Annotated in this window: 17 protein-coding genes and 1 other annotated feature; of the genes, 12 read left to right on the forward strand and 5 right to left on the reverse strand. The window is 36.3% G+C overall.

The features are described from left to right. Positions 1-55: 55 nt before the first annotated feature. Both M1D73_RS02280 and M1D73_RS02285 read right to left on the reverse strand, forming a co-directional pair. A complete protein-coding gene (locus M1D73_RS02280; protein ID WP_000738812.1) occupies positions 56-1,339 on the reverse strand; it encodes an MFS transporter in 1,284 nt (427 codons plus the stop codon). Positions 1,340-1,447: 108 nt separating this feature from the next. Beyond that, positions 1,448-2,761 carry an alkaline phosphatase family protein gene (locus tag M1D73_RS02285; RefSeq protein WP_000356407.1) on the reverse strand — a complete coding sequence of 438 codons (1,314 nt, stop codon included), beginning with the start codon at positions 2,759-2,761 and terminating at the stop codon, positions 1,448-1,450. Between the two features lie 154 nt (positions 2,762-2,915). On the opposite strand from M1D73_RS02285, the gene M1D73_RS02290 reads away from it, so the two are divergent. Together M1D73_RS02290 and proS are read left to right on the forward strand one after the other, a co-directional pair. Further along, on the forward strand, positions 2,916-3,209 hold the full coding sequence (locus M1D73_RS02290; RefSeq protein WP_000383850.1) for a YesK-like family protein: 294 nt from the start codon (positions 2,916-2,918) through the stop codon (positions 3,207-3,209). A 93-nt stretch (positions 3,210-3,302) separates the two neighbouring features. Then, positions 3,303-3,509 (forward strand) — a binding site (T-box leader). A 47-nt stretch (positions 3,510-3,556) separates the two neighbouring features. Beyond that, a complete protein-coding gene (gene proS / locus M1D73_RS02295; RefSeq protein ID WP_098212573.1) occupies positions 3,557-4,987 on the forward strand; it encodes a proline--tRNA ligase in 1,431 nt (476 codons plus the stop codon). 115 nt (positions 4,988-5,102) lie between these two features. Here proS and M1D73_RS02300 read toward each other — a convergent pair whose 3' ends face one another. Then, positions 5,103-6,125 (reverse strand): LPXTG cell wall anchor domain-containing protein, encoded by a 1,023-nt coding sequence (locus tag M1D73_RS02300; protein ID WP_243341360.1) that lies wholly within the window; start codon positions 6,123-6,125, stop codon positions 5,103-5,105. A 201-nt stretch (positions 6,126-6,326) separates the two neighbouring features. Here M1D73_RS02300 and M1D73_RS02305 point away from each other — a divergent pair, with 201 nt between their 5' ends. From M1D73_RS02305 to M1D73_RS02335, 7 genes are all read left to right on the forward strand, one after another. After that, positions 6,327-7,205, forward strand: a complete 879-nt coding sequence (locus M1D73_RS02305; protein ID WP_000666116.1) for an ROK family protein — start codon at positions 6,327-6,329, stop codon at positions 7,203-7,205. Positions 7,206-7,333: 128 nt separating this feature from the next. Beyond that, positions 7,334-7,930 carry a TerD family protein gene (locus M1D73_RS02310; RefSeq protein ID WP_001121586.1) on the forward strand — a complete coding sequence of 199 codons (597 nt, stop codon included), beginning with the start codon at positions 7,334-7,336 and terminating at the stop codon, positions 7,928-7,930. A 22-nt stretch (positions 7,931-7,952) separates the two neighbouring features. Further along, complete coding sequence (locus M1D73_RS02315; protein ID WP_000146726.1) at positions 7,953-8,537, forward strand: TerD family protein; 585 nt, start codon at positions 7,953-7,955, stop codon at positions 8,535-8,537. Between the two features lie 85 nt (positions 8,538-8,622). Then, the gene (locus M1D73_RS02320; RefSeq protein ID WP_000236641.1) at positions 8,623-9,201 is read left to right on the forward strand and encodes a TerD family protein; all 579 of its coding nucleotides are present in this window, start codon (positions 8,623-8,625) and stop codon (positions 9,199-9,201) included. A 72-nt stretch (positions 9,202-9,273) separates the two neighbouring features. Then, positions 9,274-10,065 (forward strand): TerC family protein, encoded by a 792-nt coding sequence (locus M1D73_RS02325; protein WP_000025704.1) that lies wholly within the window; start codon positions 9,274-9,276, stop codon positions 10,063-10,065. Between the two features lie 109 nt (positions 10,066-10,174). Continuing rightward, positions 10,175-11,806: a YceG family protein gene (locus M1D73_RS02330; protein ID WP_000492859.1), complete on the forward strand. Its 1,632-nt coding sequence runs from the start codon at positions 10,175-10,177 to the stop codon at positions 11,804-11,806. Between the two features lie 18 nt (positions 11,807-11,824). Further along, positions 11,825-12,907: a toxic anion resistance protein gene (locus tag M1D73_RS02335; RefSeq protein WP_001064409.1), complete on the forward strand. Its 1,083-nt coding sequence runs from the start codon at positions 11,825-11,827 to the stop codon at positions 12,905-12,907. 188 nt (positions 12,908-13,095) lie between these two features. On the opposite strand, the gene M1D73_RS02340 is transcribed toward M1D73_RS02335, so the two are convergent. Both M1D73_RS02340 and M1D73_RS02345 read right to left on the reverse strand, forming a co-directional pair. Beyond that, positions 13,096-15,762: a cation-translocating P-type ATPase gene (locus tag M1D73_RS02340; protein WP_121868420.1), complete on the reverse strand. Its 2,667-nt coding sequence runs from the start codon at positions 15,760-15,762 to the stop codon at positions 13,096-13,098. Between the two features lie 193 nt (positions 15,763-15,955). Next, the gene (locus M1D73_RS02345; RefSeq protein ID WP_000366196.1) at positions 15,956-16,180 is read right to left on the reverse strand and encodes a DUF1128 domain-containing protein; all 225 of its coding nucleotides are present in this window, start codon (positions 16,178-16,180) and stop codon (positions 15,956-15,958) included. A 174-nt stretch (positions 16,181-16,354) separates the two neighbouring features. Between M1D73_RS02345 and M1D73_RS02350 the strand changes: the two genes are divergently transcribed. Genes M1D73_RS02350 through M1D73_RS02360 form a run of 3 tightly spaced genes read left to right on the forward strand, consistent with a single transcriptional unit; the run spans position 16,355 to position 18,261 of the window. Continuing rightward, a complete protein-coding gene (locus tag M1D73_RS02350) occupies positions 16,355-16,819 on the forward strand; it encodes a low molecular weight protein-tyrosine-phosphatase (protein ID WP_000250916.1) in 465 nt (154 codons plus the stop codon). A gap of 53 nt (positions 16,820-16,872) precedes the next feature. Further along, a complete protein-coding gene (locus M1D73_RS02355; protein ID WP_001085389.1) occupies positions 16,873-17,388 on the forward strand; it encodes a DUF4075 domain-containing protein in 516 nt (171 codons plus the stop codon). 6 nt (positions 17,389-17,394) lie between these two features. Continuing rightward, the gene (locus tag M1D73_RS02360) at positions 17,395-18,261 is read left to right on the forward strand and encodes a YihY/virulence factor BrkB family protein (RefSeq protein ID WP_001226536.1); all 867 of its coding nucleotides are present in this window, start codon (positions 17,395-17,397) and stop codon (positions 18,259-18,261) included. Positions 18,262-18,414: the final 153 nt, after the last annotated feature.

Here is an 18,414-nt window from a genome sequence, read left to right on the forward strand (position 1 = left end):
AGTCGCACCTTTAAAAATAAAAAAGATCCTCTTCTTATGAGAAGAGGATCTTTTCTTATAGCGTTTTAGTCTTTGGACTAGGTGGTGTAACGGATGTATTATTTTCTGGAACTCTAGTTAGTAAGAATCCTCCGATAATAAACAGAACAATAATACTAAGAACACCAGCGTTTGTTTTTCCTGTTAATTGGGTTGTAACACCGACTAATACCGGACCCATAATTGCGGCAAACTTGCCAAATATATTATAAAATCCGAAGAATTCATTAGCAGATTCTTTAGGTACTAGTTTTGCAAAGTATGAACGACTTAGTGCTTGAATACCACCTTGAGATGTAGCAACTAACATTGCTAAAATCCAAAAATCAAGTGTCGTTTTTAAAAAATAAGCATATGTGCAAATAATGATATAAATAATGATACCGACATATAACATTTTTTTACCAGTAAATGTTTCAGATAATTTTCCGTATAGTAAAGCAAATGGACAAGCGACAATTTGTGTTACAAATAATATGATTAATAGATTCGTTGCACTAATACCGAGATCGGTTCCGTAAGCGGTAGACATAGTAATAATTGTGTCGACTCCGTCAATATAGAAAAAGTAAGCGATTAGAAACATAAATACAGTTTTATATTCTTTAATATTTTTAAAAGTATCAGCAAGACGTTTGAAGCTCATTCTAATAGGTCTTGGATGACGCTCAATATAGTGTGTTTGCTCTACGTTTTTTAGCATTGGAATTGTAAATAATCCCCACCAAAGAGCTGTTATTGCAAAGGAAATTTGACTAGCAATGCCGACCGATAAGGGAATAGTTCCTTTTTGGGAAAGAATAATAAGAGCGATACAACCGATAAAAGGAATTGTACTCCCGATATAACCTAATGCAAATCCTCTTGTAGAAATTCGGTCCATTCTATCTTCAGAAGTGACGTCTACTAAAAATGCATCATAGAAAATGTTTGCTCCAGCAAAGCCGATTAAGGCGAGCATATAGCACCCTAGCAATAAGTACCACTGAGAGGTTGGAACGACTGCTAACATACTTGTAAATACGATACCGAGTCCAAAGAAGAATGTGAAAAAACGTTTTTTAAATCCTTTATAATCAGCAACTGTGCCAAGAATAGGAGCAAGTATAGAAATTAAAAGTGTTGCGAATGAGTTTGCATATCCCCAATATGCTGTTGAAGTTGCCCCAGATAAACCCGCTTCTTTTGCAGCTGCTTTAAAGTAAATTGGAAATAATGCAGTTGTAATGACGAGCGAATATACGGAGTTCGCCCAATCGTATAATATCCAGCTTTTTTCTTGTCTGGACATTTTTTTCATATAATGTTCCCCCTCAAATTTGTTTTACTAACAGTGTACAAAAATAAAAATTATAAAAAGAGAAACAATGATGAATTTTACATAACTTTTACATATATACACAGTTCTTTACAATTGGAGTAAATCCTCTACAATTGATCCGTCTGTTTCACCTAAGTGTAGACCGAGTAGTCTAGCGATAGTTGGGCCCTCATCAATAAGTCTCATATACGGTATGGTAATGCCGCTTTTTATCCCTTTCCCAGCAGCTATAAAAATTGTTTCATAGTTAGGTTTTGTTGGAGAGTATCCATGCGTACCAAATGTATATTTTTTACTAGGCGTAACATCTTTTGCAGTAATTTCTTTTATAAAATCTCCTGTATAGTTTTCAGTGAAATAATACCCCTCTTGTGCTTCTAACATAAATAAACAATTACCGTCTGCACCGCAGTCTTTCGCAGCTTCATCATGAAGTATAAATTCAATTCCGTTTTGTTTATTTTGAAGTAGTTCTTCAAGGAGTAGTTGTACCTCCCGAATTGTATCCGTATCATTTTTGTCCTTTACATATACATAGGCAGAGCCGTCGCAACTTTGGCAATAGGCTTTCCAGTCTACTAATTTTCTTTTTTTATTAAGAGATATAAGTCCTCTTTGATGGAATAGCACATTTAATTGTATGGATTTGTTTTCACTTAAAGCGCTATGATCACCAAGGGCAATAATTGTACTTTCTTCGTATAAGTCACTTTCTTTTAGTGCTTGAATAATTTTCCCTAGACGTTCGTCGTGTCTCTGGATAGCAGCTATTGTTTCGTTAGATTCAAAGCCGTGATAGTGTCTTTGTGTGTCTAGATCGGTGAAATGTACGAACATGATATTAGGCTTTTTCGTCTGGATTGTATGCACAGCAGAGGCGAGGACGAAATCATCCAGCTCTGGTTGTGATAAACCATTTCTTATATGGCCGAAACGACGATTTAAATCTAATTGGTATAGTGGGCTACCGCTAAATAAGGAAACTAACACTTGATTTTGCCAAGGTCTATTTGGAAAAATTTCTGGTAAATTGTAATCGATGTTCGCTCTTCCAGTAACAGGCCATAGAAGGGCAGCTGTCGTTAAATTTGCTTTGCGCGCTTCATCATACAATGTTGTTCCTTTTATTGATTTTCGGTACCAATGCCAATCAGGTGATTCACGCCCTGGTTGAAGTAACGTATTGCTAACAACACCGTGCTTGTTAGGGTAATTACCGGTTACGATTGTTGAGTGGCTTGGATATGTTACAGAAGGATAAATTGGTTCTACTTTTTCGACAACCGTGCCCTTTTTTATTAGAGATTGGAAATGAGGTAGTTTTTGTAGTATAGGAAAATCTAAAGCTGATAAACAGTCGAATGATAAAATAATGACATGGTTTGTTAATGCTTTATCCATAAAGTTCCCTCCTGATTATATAAAACCTATTCTTATATATTACTATTAATACCTAGTAATAAAAATATATTTTTATGTGAAAATTTATTATTTATTTTCAGAAAAATTAAACATATAATTAAGTATAAGGGAATCTATGGAAGGAGGAAACACTATGGATTGGTTAGATGGATTTGGTATCTTTTACATCATTGGCGGAATCACGATTATCCTTGTATTTGCTATTTCATATTTACTAAAGAAACGGTTTCCAGACAAACAGTTCGATATTATATTTGCACTTAGTTTAATACTTCTTTGCTTAGCGTCCTTTCCCGTTACAATGATTGTTATTGGTGGGTGGGAAGGAATGGGATATGGATTTATTGGTTTCTTCGTCCTACTTGGTACACTTATCGGTATGATTGCACATCAACTTGTGAAAATTACGCGGAAAAGCTACGTATAAAACTGCAAAAAATGAAAAGAATATATAAAAATAAGAAAATTAGCTATTGTTTTAAAAAAGAATTTGTATTATGATAATCAACAAATTTATTTCGTTATAACGATGAAAAAGGACTAGTACATGTTCAACCTTTTTAGCAGAGAGAGAATCCGTCAGGCTGAAAGATTCTTAAAAAGGCAATATGGAACCTGCCTTTGAGTTCTGCATATGCAGCGGGAATTTCCCGTTATCAAAAAGAGAGCATGCGCAATTTTTGTGCATGAATCAGGGTGGTAACGCCGACAAAGCTCGGTCCCTATTTAGGGACGCGGGCTTTTTTGTATTTTCTAGAAGGAGGAAGACTGACTATGGCAAAAGAACAAGTGCAAGCCATTACGAAGATGGAAGAGGACTTTGCGCAGTGGTATACCGATATTGTAAAAAAAGCCGAACTTGTTGATTATTCAAGTGTAAAAGGATGCATGATTTTACGTCCGTATGGTTATGCCTTATGGGAGAATATGCAGAAGGTGATGGATGAGAAGTTAAAAGAAACTGGCCATGAAAATGTATATATGCCAATGTTTATCCCAGAGAGTTTATTGCAAAAAGAGAAGGATCATGTTGAAGGATTTGCTCCTGAAGTAGCATGGGTTACGCATGGCGGAGATGAAAAGTTAGCGGAAAGACTTTGTGTACGTCCTACATCTGAAACTTTATTCTGTGAGCACTTTTCAAAAATTGTGCAATCCTATAATGATTTGCCAAAGTTATATAATCAGTGGTGTTCAGTAGTTCGTTGGGAGAAGACAACTAGGCCGTTCCTTCGTACGACTGAATTTTTATGGCAAGAGGGTCATACAATCCATGAAACGGCAGAAGAATCGCAGGCTGAAACATTAAATATTTTAAACTTATATGCTTCTTTCTGTGAGGATTATTTAGCAATACCAGTTATTAAAGGACAAAAAACAGAAAAAGAGAAGTTTGCTGGAGCAAAGGCAACTTATACAATTGAAAGTTTAATGCATGATGGAAAAGCACTTCAAACAGGAACCTCTCATAACTTTGGGACGAATTTCTCAGAAGCATTTGATATTAAGTTTTTAGATCGTAACGGTAAGTGGCAATATGTGCACCAAACATCTTGGGGTGTATCAACAAGAATGATAGGCGGGCTAATAATGGTTCATAGTGATAATAATGGACTTGTAATGCCACCAAAAGTCGCTCCAGTGCAAGTTGTTATTGTACCAATTGCTCAGCATAAAGAAGGAGTTTTAGCAAAAGCAACAGAGTTACAAGCACATATTCAAAAGGTTGCACGAGTAAAAATAGATGCTAGTAATAAAACACCAGGCTGGAAATTTAATGAGTATGAAATGAAGGGGATTCCAATTCGATTAGAAGTTGGCCCTAAAGATATTGAAAAGAATCAAGTTGTACTTGTAAGAAGAGATACGAAAGAAAAAGAGTTTGTACCAATGGATCAATTAGAAGAACGTATTCCAGCATTACTTGAAGAAATTCATATTGCTTTATTTAATAAAGCAAAAGCATTTCGCGATGAGAAGACGTATGTTGCGACAAATTTCGAAGAGATGAAAAAAATAGCTGATGAAAAGCAAGGCTTTATTAAGGCAATGTGGTGCGGGGAATTAGCTTGTGAAGAAAAACTAAAAGAAGAAGTTGGCGTATCTTCACGTTGTATGCCTTTTGAGCAAGAGTATTTAGCTGAAGAATGTATTTGTTGTGGTAAAGAAGCTAAACAAATGGTGTATTGGGGAAAAGCGTATTAATACTTTTTCTGATAGGTGATAAAAGGACTTTGGGCTGCATAATAAAATGTAATCCAAAGTCCTTTTTAGTTTTATACAGTATTTCATGTACTTTTTAGATGGAAGGATGTTGTTCTTATTTTACGTTTTTACGACGAATAAACAGTAACATACCAATTAGGAATGTTGAAAGCCCCATTAAAATAGATATAGGGTAATGCGTTGCAGTATTAGGTAATTTATCACCTTGTTTTTTCGTATTATCTTTTACATTACCCCCTTGAGAACCGTTGCCCTCCTGAGAATTGCTATCGCCTTTAACACGATTGCCACCTTGAGAGCCATTACCCCCTTGAGAACTGCTATCACCTTTAACACGATTGCCGCCTTGAGAGCCATTGCCGCCAGAACCGTTACCACCAGAACCGTTACCGCCAGAACCATTGCCACCAGAGCCATTGCCGCCAGAACCGTTACCGCCAGAACCATTGCCACTAGAGCCATTGCCGCCAGAACCGTTACCGCCAGAACCATTGCCACCAGAGCCATTGCCGCCAGAACCATTACCGCCAGAACCGTTGTCACCAGAGCCACTGCCGCCAGAACCGTTGCCACCAGAACCATTGCCACCAGAACCGCTGCCGTCAGAGCCACTACCACCAGAACCGTTACCGCCAGAACCATTGCCACCAGAACCGTTACCGCCAGAACCATTGCCACCAGAACCGTTACCGCCGGAACCATTACCGCCAGAACCGTTGTCACCAGAGCCACTGCCACCAGAACCATTGCCACCGGAACCGCTGCCGTCAGAGCCACTACCACCAGAACCGTTACCGCCGGAACCATTGCCACCAGAGCCACTGCCACCAGAACCGTTACCGCCAGAACCATTGTCACCAGAACCGTTACCGCCGGAACCATTGCCACCAGAACCGTTACCGCCAGAACCATTGTCACCAGAACCAGTATCGTCCTGAGAATCGTTATTTCCTGGAGGTATATTATTATCCTTTGAGTTTCCTTCTGCAAAATGATCGCTATTTTGTACAATAGCGTTTGTTAATGGTTGGAAGTTTTCAGTTGCAGCATTACCGATATTTAAACCGCTAAAAAAAGATAAAGAGAGTGTTGATGCTAAAATGAAGATTTTCGTCATGGTTTTCCTCCTAAGAGATTAATGTTCCATCTAAAATACATCCCTTTGTAATATTTCTTAGGAAAAAGAGTTTTATGCAAAAAAAACTATATATAGAAAAAGGTGGTGTATTTGTCAAAGCAGAAAAGAGTTAATGTAGATTTCCTACAAATAGTAGAGGGGGAGAATTTACATTCATAACGGTAGAGGAAGTGGCAGCAGATGAAAGAGTATATAGCGTTTGATATTGGCGGTACGCAAATTAAGTATGGTATTGTTTCAGAAATAGGGAGAGTATTAAAGCGTCAAACAGTTGCAACAGAAATTCATTTAGGCGGAGAACAAATTATTCAAAAACTTATATATGTATCCAAAAAAATAATGAATGAACATACTATTGCCGGAATCGGTATTAGCACTGCGGGAATTGTTGATATTAATAAAGGAATTGTGACGGGAGGTGCGGATCATATTCCGGGATATAGTACTATTCCTATTATTGATAGATTGCAAGAGATATTAAAAGTTCCAGTATCGATTGACAATGATGTGAATTGTGCAGCGTTTGGAGAAAAGTGGAATGGTAGTGGAAGAGAGAAAGATAACTTTATTATGCTCACCCTTGGAACAGGGATTGGGGGAGCAATTTTTATAGATGGAAAATTGTACCGAGGACATTCATTTAGTGCTGGTGAATGGGGGAATATGTTAATAGAAGAAAAAACGTTTGAAGAGGTTGCTTCGATTTCAGGATTAATTCGACTTGTAAGCAAATATAAAGGCAAAGGCAAGTGGAATGGGAAAAGAATTTTCGAGTTGTATGATAAAGGAGATCGGGAAGTTGCTCAAGCAGTTGGGATTTTCTTTAAACATTTGGCAATCGGAATTAGTAATCTTGCTTATATTTTTAATCCAGAAACGATTATTATTGGTGGAGGAATTACCGATAGAGGAAATGAGTTTTTAAAAGAAGTAAAAGAAGAGGTCAGTAAATACTTAAATCAAGAGATTTATAATAATTGTGAGATTGAACTTGCGCAAAACGGTAATTGTGCAGGAATGATTGGTGCTATTTACCACTTCTTACATCATCATAAGTAAATTATATGAATGTTTTCATATAACTGAGAATTTATCCTTTTTATCGCTAGGTAAATAATGCTACAATATAAGAGAAGAATACAATATTTTCCGATTCGGAAAATGCTTTGTAGAAAGGGAGAAACTTCATGCCTATTATTTTAGAAAAAGGTCAAAAGATCGATTTAACGAAAGGACAACCAAAAGTAGCAAAACTACAGGTTGGCTTAGGCTGGGATCCAATTGGGCAATCAGGTGGATTTCTGTCTTCATTATTTGGAAGTAAACCAAATGTAGATTGTGATGCATCTGTTGTTATGTTAGAAGGAGATCGTTTTTTAAACAAAAATGATTTAGTTTACTTCGGAAATAAACTTTCTACTTGTGGTAGTATTATTCATTCAGGAGATAATTTAACAGGTGAAGGCGCTGGTGATGACGAAACAATTTTCGTAGAATTACATAAAGTTCCAAGCCGTATTAATCGTTTAGTATTCGTTGTAAATATTTATGACTGTGTAAATCGTCGTCAAGATTTCGGGATGATTCGTAATGCATATATTCGTATTCAAAACCCGCAAACTGGTGAAGAATTAGCACGCTATAATTTATCGGATAATTATGCTGGCAAAACAACTCTAATTGCAGGTGAAATGTATCGTCACGGAAGTGAATGGAAGTTTTCAGCAGTTGGAGAAGGCACGCAAGATAAAAACTTAAGTGAGATTGTATCACGTTATCAATAAAATAACCGAGGAGGAATTGTATATGGCATCAATTTCATTGAAAAAGGGACAAAAGGTAGACTTAACAAAAACGAATCCAGGTCTTTCGAAAGTTCTTGTAGGACTTGGTTGGGACACGAATCGTTATGACGGACAAAACGATTTCGACTTAGATGTTAGTATTTTCTTAGTAGGCGCGAATGGTAAAGTTTCAGGAGCTGAAGATTTCGTTTTCTATAATAATCCAAAAGGTGCGAATGGTGCTGTAGAGCATTTAGGAGATAACCGCACTGGTGAAGGTGAAGGCGATGACGAAGCGATTAAAGTAGATTTGAAAAATGTTCCTGCTCACATCGAACGTATTTGTTTCACAATTACAATTTATGATGGAGAAGGCCGTAGCCAAAACTTCGGACAAGTTTCTAATTCTTTCGTACGTATTCTTGATGAAGAAAAGAATGCAGAATTAATTCGTTACGATTTAGGAGAAGATTTCTCTATTGAAACAGCCGTAGTAGTAGGTGAATTATATCGTCATGCAGGTGATTGGAAATTCAATGCAATCGGAAGTGGATTCCAAGGTGGATTAGCGTCTCTATGTAATAACTTTGGTTTAGATGTAGAGTAATAGATTTGATTTATATATCCATCGGTGAAATGTATGTTTACTGATGGATATATTTTTAAAGATAAAAATATAGAGGTGAATATAGATGGTTATTCAATTACAAAAAGGCCAGAAAATCGATTTAGGTAAGACAAGCCCTGGTTTAACAAAAGCAGTAATTGGTCTTGGATGGGATATTAAATCTTATGACGGCGGAGCCGATTTCGATTTAGATGCATCTGCCTTTTTATTAGATGCAAACGGAAAATGTGCGAAGGAAACTGATTTTATCTTCTATAATAATTTACAGTCTCCTTGTGGATCTGTTTTACATACAGGAGATAACCGTACAGGTGAAGGTGAAGGTGACGATGAGCAACTTGTTGTGGATTTGAAGAAAGTTCCAGCAGATGTGCACAGAATTGCTATTACAGTTACGATTTATGATGCAGAAGGCCGTAGTCAAAACTTTGGGCAAGTAGGAAATGCGTTTGTTCGTTTAGCGAATGAAGAAACGAGTGAAGAAGTTCTTCGTTTTGATTTAGGGGAAGATTTCTCCATCGAAACAGCAGTTGTCTTTTGTGAATTATACCGTCATAATGGACAGTGGAAGTTTAATGCAGTAGGAAGTGGATTCCAAGGTGGTTTAGGTGCGCTTGTAAGAGCGTATGGCTTGGATGCATAGAAAGGAAACGATATTCGTTTCCTTTTTTTGACCTTTCTATAAATCTAGCAAAGAATAGGGGATAAAGGTAAGATGAGTATTTTGCAAGGAATCCTTGATACGTATGCTCAGTTTTTCGACTTGGACATGTGGATTAAAGTGTTGCAGGATCCAGTATCTTGGGGATTAATTGGTACACTTGTTGTACTTGAAGGATTATTATCTGCTGATAACGCACTTGTGTTAGCGGTAATGGTAAAACATCTTCCGGAAGAAAAACGTAAAAAAGCATTATTCTATGGACTTATTGGAGCTTATGTGTTCCGCTTTATTGCGATTGGAATCGGAATGTTCTTAATTAAATTATGGTGGGTAAAACTTCTTGGTGCACTTTACCTTGCTTGGTTATCAGTAAAATACTTTATTGATAAGCGTAAAGGTGCAAGTGAAGAAGACGAAGCTCACGGTATGAATCAAAATAGTATTCTCTTTAGAATGTTTGGTGTCTTCTGGGGAACAGTTGCGATGGTTGAATTAATGGATATCGCATTCTCTGTAGATAGCGTACTTGCTGCATTTGGTGTATCTAATGAAGTTTGGATTTTACTATTAGGCGGAATGCTAGGTATTTTAATGATGCGTGGTATTGCTGGTGTATTCTTAAAATTGTTAGAGCGTATTCCAGAGCTTGAAACGACAGCATACATTTTAATCTTAATTATTGCAGCAAAAATGTTACTGTCTTTAATCGAGATTGAGATTAGTCATACACTATTCTTTATTATTTTAGTTGTAGCATTTGGAGCAACATTTATACTTCACTACATGAAGAATTCTGGACAAGCTAGAGAAGAAGTTGCAGCTACTAAAGAAGACAATAAATAATTGAAATGGGTTTGCTCGTTTTGCGAGCGCCCATTTTTTATAACCAAAAATAGTTTATAATAGAAGAAGGACTTAGAAAAAACGTAAATGTTTTTGGAGGTGAACTGTTGTGTTTTCACGTTTTACACTTCAACCATATGCATTAAAAGATGAATCAGATTTAAAGCAATTTGAAACGCTTTTAGAAAAACGCCCACAATATGAGCTGACAGAGAATGAGATGAAATTTAGTTATATAGCATGTCGAATCCTTGGCGTTCCTAATGATGTAGATGAATATTTTAATGAACTGTTTGATTATAGTGAAGCGAAAGGAATCGAAGTTTTACACGAACAAAATTTAAACAAAGTGATTGATTCGGAAAAGCTTCGTCATATTCAAGAAGTGTTCGGATTACATCAAGAAGCACCAAATGGTCTGACAGTAAATAGGCTAGTTGCACACTTATCTGGGAAACAACTTTTACCGAAAGTAGACAATCCTGATTTACAGCATTACATACATACGACGTTTATTTCACTATTGAAATTATATGAGAAGCAACATAATCAGTCGTTAAAGACAGAAGGCTTCCGTCGTTTCTTAATCGACATAATTAAACTAAGCGAAAATTACGTAGCGAAGTGGTTCTCTACGATTAATTATAAGAAACAAATGCCGCGTATCATTTGGTACGGTGATGCACAGGAAAGCCGTATATATTTCTTATACTTTCTTATTATGCTCGGTTGTGATGTGCTTTATTATCACCCAGAAGGAAAAGATGGATTTGAAAATATTGATGAAGAGGGAAGAACTTTTGTTGTATCTCATTCAAGTCGCATTTCGCTTGAACCATTCCCTGATCGTCGCCGTGAGCGTGTTGCAACAGTAGCGTATCAAGCTTCGAAAGAAATTGAACAAGTACTTCACCACGATAATTCACTGCTGTACAAGCCGTGGCAATTCCGTTCCTATACGCCTGTAGCTCGTACGTTAAAAACGACATATGATGAACTCTTTTTAATTACGAAAGAAAAGGCATTTGTACGCCCAACATTCTTTGTTGAAAATAAACATATTTATATTCCTTCTTTATTTGCGAAAATATCAGGCGTTTCAAAGAATGATAAAGAATATTTTCAACGATTAAAGGCTGTTACATCATTTGATAACAGTTTATTAATTAATACATTCCCGTTTACGAAAGAGCAAAAAGCAAACTTCCAATATCATTATCGAGATGCATTGGACCGAGCTGGAAAATTGCATCCTGATCTAATTATGAATAGCCATTGGTGGCCGCATAAGCGTTTACCGGAAGGTTTACAGCATGGGATTGCAGAGGCGATTATCCATACGTGCGAAAGTGAAATGTGCAAACCAATTGCGAAAGAGACGAAACAAGATGTAGCGCTATATGTTTTCGCACAACTTTCTCAAATACCACCGAATATTTTAGAACAGCTTGAGAAATTTGATTATTCACAAGATGTACCGAAAATTGTTATATTTAATAATGAGAAGAGCGGAGAATTAACTCGTTCTGACGCTGTTTTATTACTATTTTTGAATCAAATTGGAGTAGATGTATTCCATTTCAATCCAACGGGAAGAAACGATATTGAACCGTATATTGAAGCGGGGGCATTTGATTCACATTGGCTTGAAGAGGTTAATTTCGATCTTGAGTTTCATGGTTCATCAGCCTATAAAAATTTATCACAAACAATAAAAGGACTATTTCGTCCATTTTTATAAGGAAAGGGAGAATACCATATGAATAACCCAGTCGTACTAGATCCGAAAACAGAATTAAATGAACAAACAGCACAAGATGTTCGCTTACAACTTAGACAAGATGCGGATGTACAACGTATTTATAATGCGGTAGATATTAAAGATCAATTAGAATTAATTGAACTTGGAAAAGAACCTTCTATGGAAATTTCACGTTTTGCTGATCAAATTTTACATACAATGTCATTATCAAAGATAGAAGATTCTGGTGAATTATTAAAACAGCTTGGTAAAATTATGGACCGATTTGATAGTAAAGACTTTGCGGAAGAAAAAAGTGGTTTCTTCTCACGTATGTTCAAAAAAGCAGATAAAATGATAGAACAAATCTTTAGTAAATATCAAACGATGGGCCGCGAAATTGATAAAGTTTATGTGGAAATTACGAAGTACCAAGATGAGATGAAAAAATCAATTGGTACGTTAGATGGCTTGTATGAGCAAAACTTAAAATATTATTTAGACTTAGAGAAGTACGTAGTAGCAGGAGAAATGTTATTAGAGCGTTTAAATACAGAGTTAGTTCCGATGTATGAAGAGCGTGTACGTAATAATGATCAATTAGCAGGTATTGAATTAGAGTCGCTTAAAAACTCTGTTGAAATTTTAGAACAGCGTATTGACGATTTAGAAAAAGCACGTATGGTTGCGTTACTTACAGCACCACAAATTCGTATGATTCAACGTGGTAATAATAAATTAATTGGTAAAATCAATACAGCATTTATTACAACGATTCCTATCTTTAAAAATGGTATCATTCAAGCGGTAAATGCCAAGCGCCAAAAGCTTGTTGCAGATTCTATGGCTGAACTGGATCGCCGTACAAATGAATTACTTAAGAAAAATGCACAAAATATCGCAACGCAAAGTGTAGAAGTAGCGAGATTATCAGGTTCTTCTAGTATTAAGATGGAAACACTTGAGGAAACTTGGAACATTATTTCAAGAGGTATGCAAGAAACACAACAAATTGAAGAACAAAATAAACGTGAGCGTGAAGAAAGCCGCAAGCGTATGGCTACATTAACAGAGAATATCAAAAAAGAATTACAAGGATAAAGTGAAACTTTAATCAGTGGGGTTTTGTTCATCCCCACCGATTATTAGCCTTCACCAATTGGACATTTATGGGCAGTTAATCCATCACCTAACTTCTTTGCTCAAACTGAATTTTGAGGTGGGAGTTTTACTGCACGGAAAATAGTAGGATAAATGAAAAGGCAATGAGGACTATTCCTCATTGCCTTTTAGTTTCTCTTCACTAATTTAATAATCTCATTCAGAATAAGTGGAATGATACTTAATAAGAGAACAAATCCCCAATCTCGCATCGTTAATGCATGTACACCGAATATATTTGCAAGGGGCGGGATGGAGATGATACAAACTTGCATAAGAACACCGATAAGAAGGGAGAAAACTAAATATTTATTTGTAAAGATCCCAATTGAAAAAATTGATTTCGTTATTGAACGCAAGTTAAATGAATGAACGAGCTGAGAAAAACTAAGAACGACAAATGCCATCGTTTGAGCGTGTAATAGAGCATCGTCATCAATTCGCTCTGGGAAAAGAGGAAATAAATTTGTATCTCCAGTATAGAATTTTGCTCCGGCGATAAAAGCTATTAGCGTTAAAAGTCCAATGATAACTCCATTGAAAATCAGGAAAGGAACGCTGCCGCTAAATAAGCTTTCTTTTGCATGTCGTGGTTTTTCCTTCATCACATCTGGGTCTTCAGGATCAACCCCAAGTGATAATGCAGGCAGTGTATCTGTAATTAAATTCACCCACAAAATGTGAATAGGTCGTAGTGGTGTTGCCCAGCCGAGTAAAATGGCTAAAAATAAAGCGATAATTTCTCCGAAGTTACAAGAGAGTAGGAAGAGAATTGATTTTTTTATGTTGCGATAAATATTTCTACCTTCTTCAACGGCTTTCACGATAGATGAGAAATTATCATCTGTTAACACGACATCTGCTGCCCCTTTTGCAACGTCTGTTCCTGTAATGCCCATCGCTACGCCAACATCAGCTTGCTTTAAAGATGGTGCATCATTGACACCGTCACCAGTCATAGAAACGATATTTCCTTTCGCGCGTAATGCCTTTACAATTTTCACTTTATGCTCAGGAGAGACTCTAGCGAATACATTTAAATGATTAATTTTGCTAGCTAGTTCTGTATCAGAAACGTTATCTAATTCAGTTCCAATCATAATTTCCGATATTTCTTCAGCAATGCCAAGTTCTTTGGCAATTGCAAAGGCGGTATCTTTATGGTCACCAGTAATCATAACTGTGCGAATACCGGCTTTTTTACATTCTTTAATTGAATCTTTCACTTCAGTTCGTGGTGGATCAATCATACCGACAAGACCAATAAAGATAAGATTTTCTTCAAGATGATTTATATCCACATCGTTTGAATCGTATTGTTTAAATGCGAATGAAAGTACTCTTAAAGCTTCTTGAGACATTGATCCGGCAGCTTCTAATATTTGATTTTTATCAGAATCAGTTAAAATCTCGATTTTGCCGTTTTTAAAAATATGGGTACATCGAGGTAAGAGCTTATCAATAGCGCCTTTCGTCATGCTATAGTAACTTTCATTGTACATATGTACGGTTGACATCATTTTACGATCTGAATCAAAAGGTACTTCGTTAACACGTTCATGTATTTTTTCTAAATGATCTTTTTGCATGTTAAAAGTGGTTCCAGCAACGAGAAGTGCAATTTCAGTCGGGTCTCCCGTTTGTGATTCGTTATTGTAAGACGCATCATTACATAGCACCATATTTTCTAACAATAGACGTTGCGCATCATTATTTACATTTAAACTTTCTAAGCGATCATATGTGTTATCACTATAAAAGTGAGTAACGGTCATTTTATTTTGCGTTAACGTACCTGTTTTATCTGAACAAATAATTGTGACAGAACCGAGGGCTTCAACAGCTGGTAGTTTCCGAATGATAACGTTTTGTTTAATCATACGTTGCACACCAATTGCAAGAACGATGGAAACGATAGCTGGCAAACCTTCTGGAATAGCTGCAACGGCTAAACTAATTGCAGTCATAAACATTTCTAGTGTATCTCGTCCTTGTAAAAAGCCTATGAGAAACATCACGATACAAATAGCTACAGCAACAAAGCCTAAATACTTTCCGACTTGTGCTAAGCTTTTTTGAAGTGGTGTCATATCATCGTCAGCTTCATGTAACAAGGTAGCAATCTTACCAATTTGTGAGTTCATTCCAGTTTCAACAGCAACACCGACGCCTCGTCCATATGTAACAAGAGTAGACATAAAGGCCATGTTTTTTTGATCGCCGAGTGGTACTTGCTCATCACGTTGCATGGAAGGGTGGTAGATTGCATCTTTATCAACAGGGACAGATTCACCAGTTAGAGCAGATTCTTCAACTTTTAAATTTGCGGTTTCAATAAGGCGTAAATCGCATGGGATATATCGTCCGGCGTCGAGCATAACGATATCCCCTGGAACGACGTGCTCAGATGGAATTTCTTTTAGTTCACCATTTCTCTTGACGATAGCTTTAGGTGTTGCCATCTTTTTCAATGCCTCTAAAGCTTGTTCTGCTTTCGATTCTTGGACAACACCGATAACAGCATTTAAAACTACAACAAGCGCGATAATACTGGCATCCGCCCATTCACCTACAAAGGCAGAAATAAGGGCAGCAATAATAAGGACATATACGAGGACGTCATTAATTTGGGCGAAAATACGCTGCCATAAAGTGCGTTTTTGTTTTGTAGCTAATTCATTAGAACCGTATTGCTTTAAACGTTCACTTACAATCTCATCTGTTAAACCGTTTTGTTCGTTTGTTTCTAGGTCAATCAATGTTTGATCTTTCGTCTTACTGTACCAATTGCTCATAAGTAAGCACCTCCAGTAAAAACAGTTAGCAATGGTAGTGTTGCTATTATTTGTGAGTAGTATGTATGGAGAAAAAATCTAAGGTGAGGTTCTACTTCTATTGTACAATATTTTACAGTTGGTTGAGGGAAAGAGAAGAGTTGTCATGAATTTGTTGGAAATAAAAAAGAGCCTCATAATAAGAGAGGCTTTTTTACTTTTTAATTAATGTACCTAATTCTTCTGTAATAGCTTGCATTTCACTAATGCTGAATGTTTCACGTTTCATAACATGATCATAAATGTCACGTAAATCTTCGTACATTTCTTCGTTAAAACTAGCAGCTCTCATCGCTCCAGCATTAACCATACGTAATTTTTCTTTAATAGCTTCGACCATGTATTCAACGTTTTCTTCTGACTTTACGGATAAATCCACCGAAGTGTCCCCCTTTAAAATAACATAAGGCTATCTTAACATTTTTTATCATTTTCGTTAATGGATCTTTTCAATCCTATTAAATTAGTAGGGATTTCCTTTATATTTCATAATTGGTTGTTTATACTATAAGTATATATGAAGAAATGCACCAAGAAGGGAAGAAACAAAAACATGGTTCAAGTATTGTTTGTTTGTCTTGGGAACATTTGCCGTTCTCCGATGGCAGAAGCGATTTTTCGAAATCTTGTCGTAAAAGAGGGACTTGAAGAGAAAATTGTCATTGATTCTGCAGGAACTGGAGATTGGCATGTTGGTCATCCGCCACATAAAGGAACACAAAAAATTTTAAAAGAAAATGCAGTCACTTTTGAAGGAATTAAAGCAAGGCAAGTAGAAAAAGAAGACTTAACAAAGTTTGATTATATTATTGCCATGGACAACAAGAATATAGCAGATTTAAAAAGTTTAGGTAAAACTGGAGGCTATATTGGTAGGCTGTCCGACTTTGTTCCAGACGGTGGCTGGACAGACGTTCCTGACCCTTACTATACAGGGAATTTCCAAGAAGTATATGACCTTGTAACAGAAGGGTGTGCAAAGCTATTAGCTTTCATTCGAAATGAACAAGGAATATGAGGAAGCTTAGAAAGAAATACTTTCTAACATAAGAAATGAAAGGGTGAAGGAATATGGCAAAGAAAAATAATATTGCTCGAAACATTGCGATTGGTGTAGCGGCAGGTGTAGCTGTATCCATGTTAAAGAAAGAAAACCGTGAAAAAGTAAAAAATACAGCAGAAAAAGCAAAAACAAAGATGATTGAAATTGGTGAAAATGCAAAGATCAAAGAAAAAGTGCAAACTGTTACAGATAAAGGACGCGAACTTGCAGATTTCAATGTGGTAAAAGCGAAAGTAGCAGAAATTAAAAAATTAACGCCATCTGTTGTAGAGACGTTAAAAGAAACGAAAGAAATTTTTAGTAAGAAAAAAGTTGAGCCAGAAGAAAAGCCAGAAACGATTGAAATTCAAGCTGTATCTCCAAAGGTAGATGAGTTGAAAGTAGAAGAAGAGCCAATAGTTGCTGAAGATGGTGGTATGAAAGAAGCGCGTGAATTATTTATGAAAGACTCAAATGCAGTGGAAAAAAAAACTGAAGCGTACATTGAGTTAAAGCAAGATAAAGAAGAGAAGAAAAGCGTTTAAACATATATGAGAAAAATTTTAGAAAAGGTGAGAAGAAATCGTACTTATTCGTTTGGTAAAGATTTATATGACCGGACGATGCGCGATGATGTAGCGGGCTTGGCAGCACAGCTCGCTTATTTCTTCTTGCTTGCAATTTTTCCTGGGCTCGTTTTCTTAATTACGCTTCTTGGATTTATTCCCATTCAAACAGAGGATGTGCTTAGTTTATTAGAGGTTTATGTACCAGATGATGCAATGAACTTAATTGAGGTAAATGTAGATAAAGTTGTAAACCAGCAAAATGGTGGTTTATTATCATTTGGTTTATTATCCATGTTATGGTTTGCCTCAAATGGTGTTAATGCGGTTATGAATGCTTTTAACCGCGCTTATGACGTAAAGGAAACACGTTCTTTTATTACAACAAGAGCGTTATCAATTGTGTTTACATTAGCTATTATTTTTATGATTGTCTTTGCGTTAATTGTTCCGGTATTCGGACAAGTTATTGGAGCAGCAGTGTTTAAAGCACTCGGTTTATCAGATAGTTTTTCTTTCGTATGGAGCATTACACGATTAGTAGCGAGTTTCTTCGTACTATTTGCTTTGTTTAGTTTCTTATATACATTTGCACCAGATCGAAAGTTAAAAAGAAGAGAAGTTATTTCAGGGGCGTTATTTGCTACTGTAGGATGGATTGTGGTGTCTTACTCATTTGCTTATTATGTAGATAAGTTTGCGAATTACGCCAATACATATGGTGGTCTCGGTGGTATCATTATTTTAATGTTATGGTTTTATTTAACTGGATGGGTAATTTTACTTGGCGGTGAAATTAATGGTTTACTCCACCATTATAGAACCGGTGACAATAATTCCCGTAATGAATAATGAGTTCTTGTTCCATAATAAAAAGGAACAGGGGGGATATTTCATGAGTAATAATAAAAAGAACCATAATAATAAAAGTAATAATAAACAAAAGAGCAGTTCGCATCCAAAGCATAAAACGAGTAGCAGTGCGAACGGTCATAATAGCTATCA

The organism is Bacillus sp. PK3-067 (genome assembly GCF_056738645.1).

Excerpts from the sequence above, each read along its gene's own strand:
- M1D73_RS02305 (WP_000666116.1), top strand. The coding sequence starts at position 6,327 with ATGAAAGAGTATATAGCGTTTGATATTGGCGGTACGCAAATTAAGTAT.
- M1D73_RS02310 (WP_001121586.1), top strand. The coding sequence starts at position 7,334 with ATGCCTATTATTTTAGAAAAAGGTCAAAAGATCGATTTAACGAAAGGA.
- M1D73_RS02335 (WP_001064409.1), top strand. The coding sequence starts at position 11,825 with ATGAATAACCCAGTCGTACTAGATCCGAAAACAGAATTAAATGAACAA.
- M1D73_RS02285 (WP_000356407.1), bottom strand. The coding sequence starts at position 2,761 with ATGGATAAAGCATTAACAAACCATGTCATTATTTTATCATTCGACTGT.
- M1D73_RS02360 (WP_001226536.1), top strand. The coding sequence starts at position 17,395 with ATGAGAAAAATTTTAGAAAAGGTGAGAAGAAATCGTACTTATTCGTTT.
- M1D73_RS02340 (WP_121868420.1), bottom strand. The coding sequence starts at position 15,762 with ATGAGCAATTGGTACAGTAAGACGAAAGATCAAACATTGATTGACCTA.
- M1D73_RS02350 (WP_000250916.1), top strand. The coding sequence starts at position 16,355 with ATGGTTCAAGTATTGTTTGTTTGTCTTGGGAACATTTGCCGTTCTCCG.
- M1D73_RS02300 (WP_243341360.1), bottom strand. The coding sequence starts at position 6,125 with ATGACGAAAATCTTCATTTTAGCATCAACACTCTCTTTATCTTTTTTT.
- M1D73_RS02355 (WP_001085389.1), top strand. The coding sequence starts at position 16,873 with ATGGCAAAGAAAAATAATATTGCTCGAAACATTGCGATTGGTGTAGCG.
- M1D73_RS02315 (WP_000146726.1), top strand. The coding sequence starts at position 7,953 with ATGGCATCAATTTCATTGAAAAAGGGACAAAAGGTAGACTTAACAAAA.
- M1D73_RS02280 (WP_000738812.1), bottom strand. The coding sequence starts at position 1,339 with ATGAAAAAAATGTCCAGACAAGAAAAAAGCTGGATATTATACGATTGG.
- proS (WP_098212573.1), top strand. The coding sequence starts at position 3,557 with ATGGCAAAAGAACAAGTGCAAGCCATTACGAAGATGGAAGAGGACTTT.
- M1D73_RS02320 (WP_000236641.1), top strand. The coding sequence starts at position 8,623 with ATGGTTATTCAATTACAAAAAGGCCAGAAAATCGATTTAGGTAAGACA.
- M1D73_RS02325 (WP_000025704.1), top strand. The coding sequence starts at position 9,274 with ATGAGTATTTTGCAAGGAATCCTTGATACGTATGCTCAGTTTTTCGAC.
- M1D73_RS02290 (WP_000383850.1), top strand. The coding sequence starts at position 2,916 with ATGGATTGGTTAGATGGATTTGGTATCTTTTACATCATTGGCGGAATC.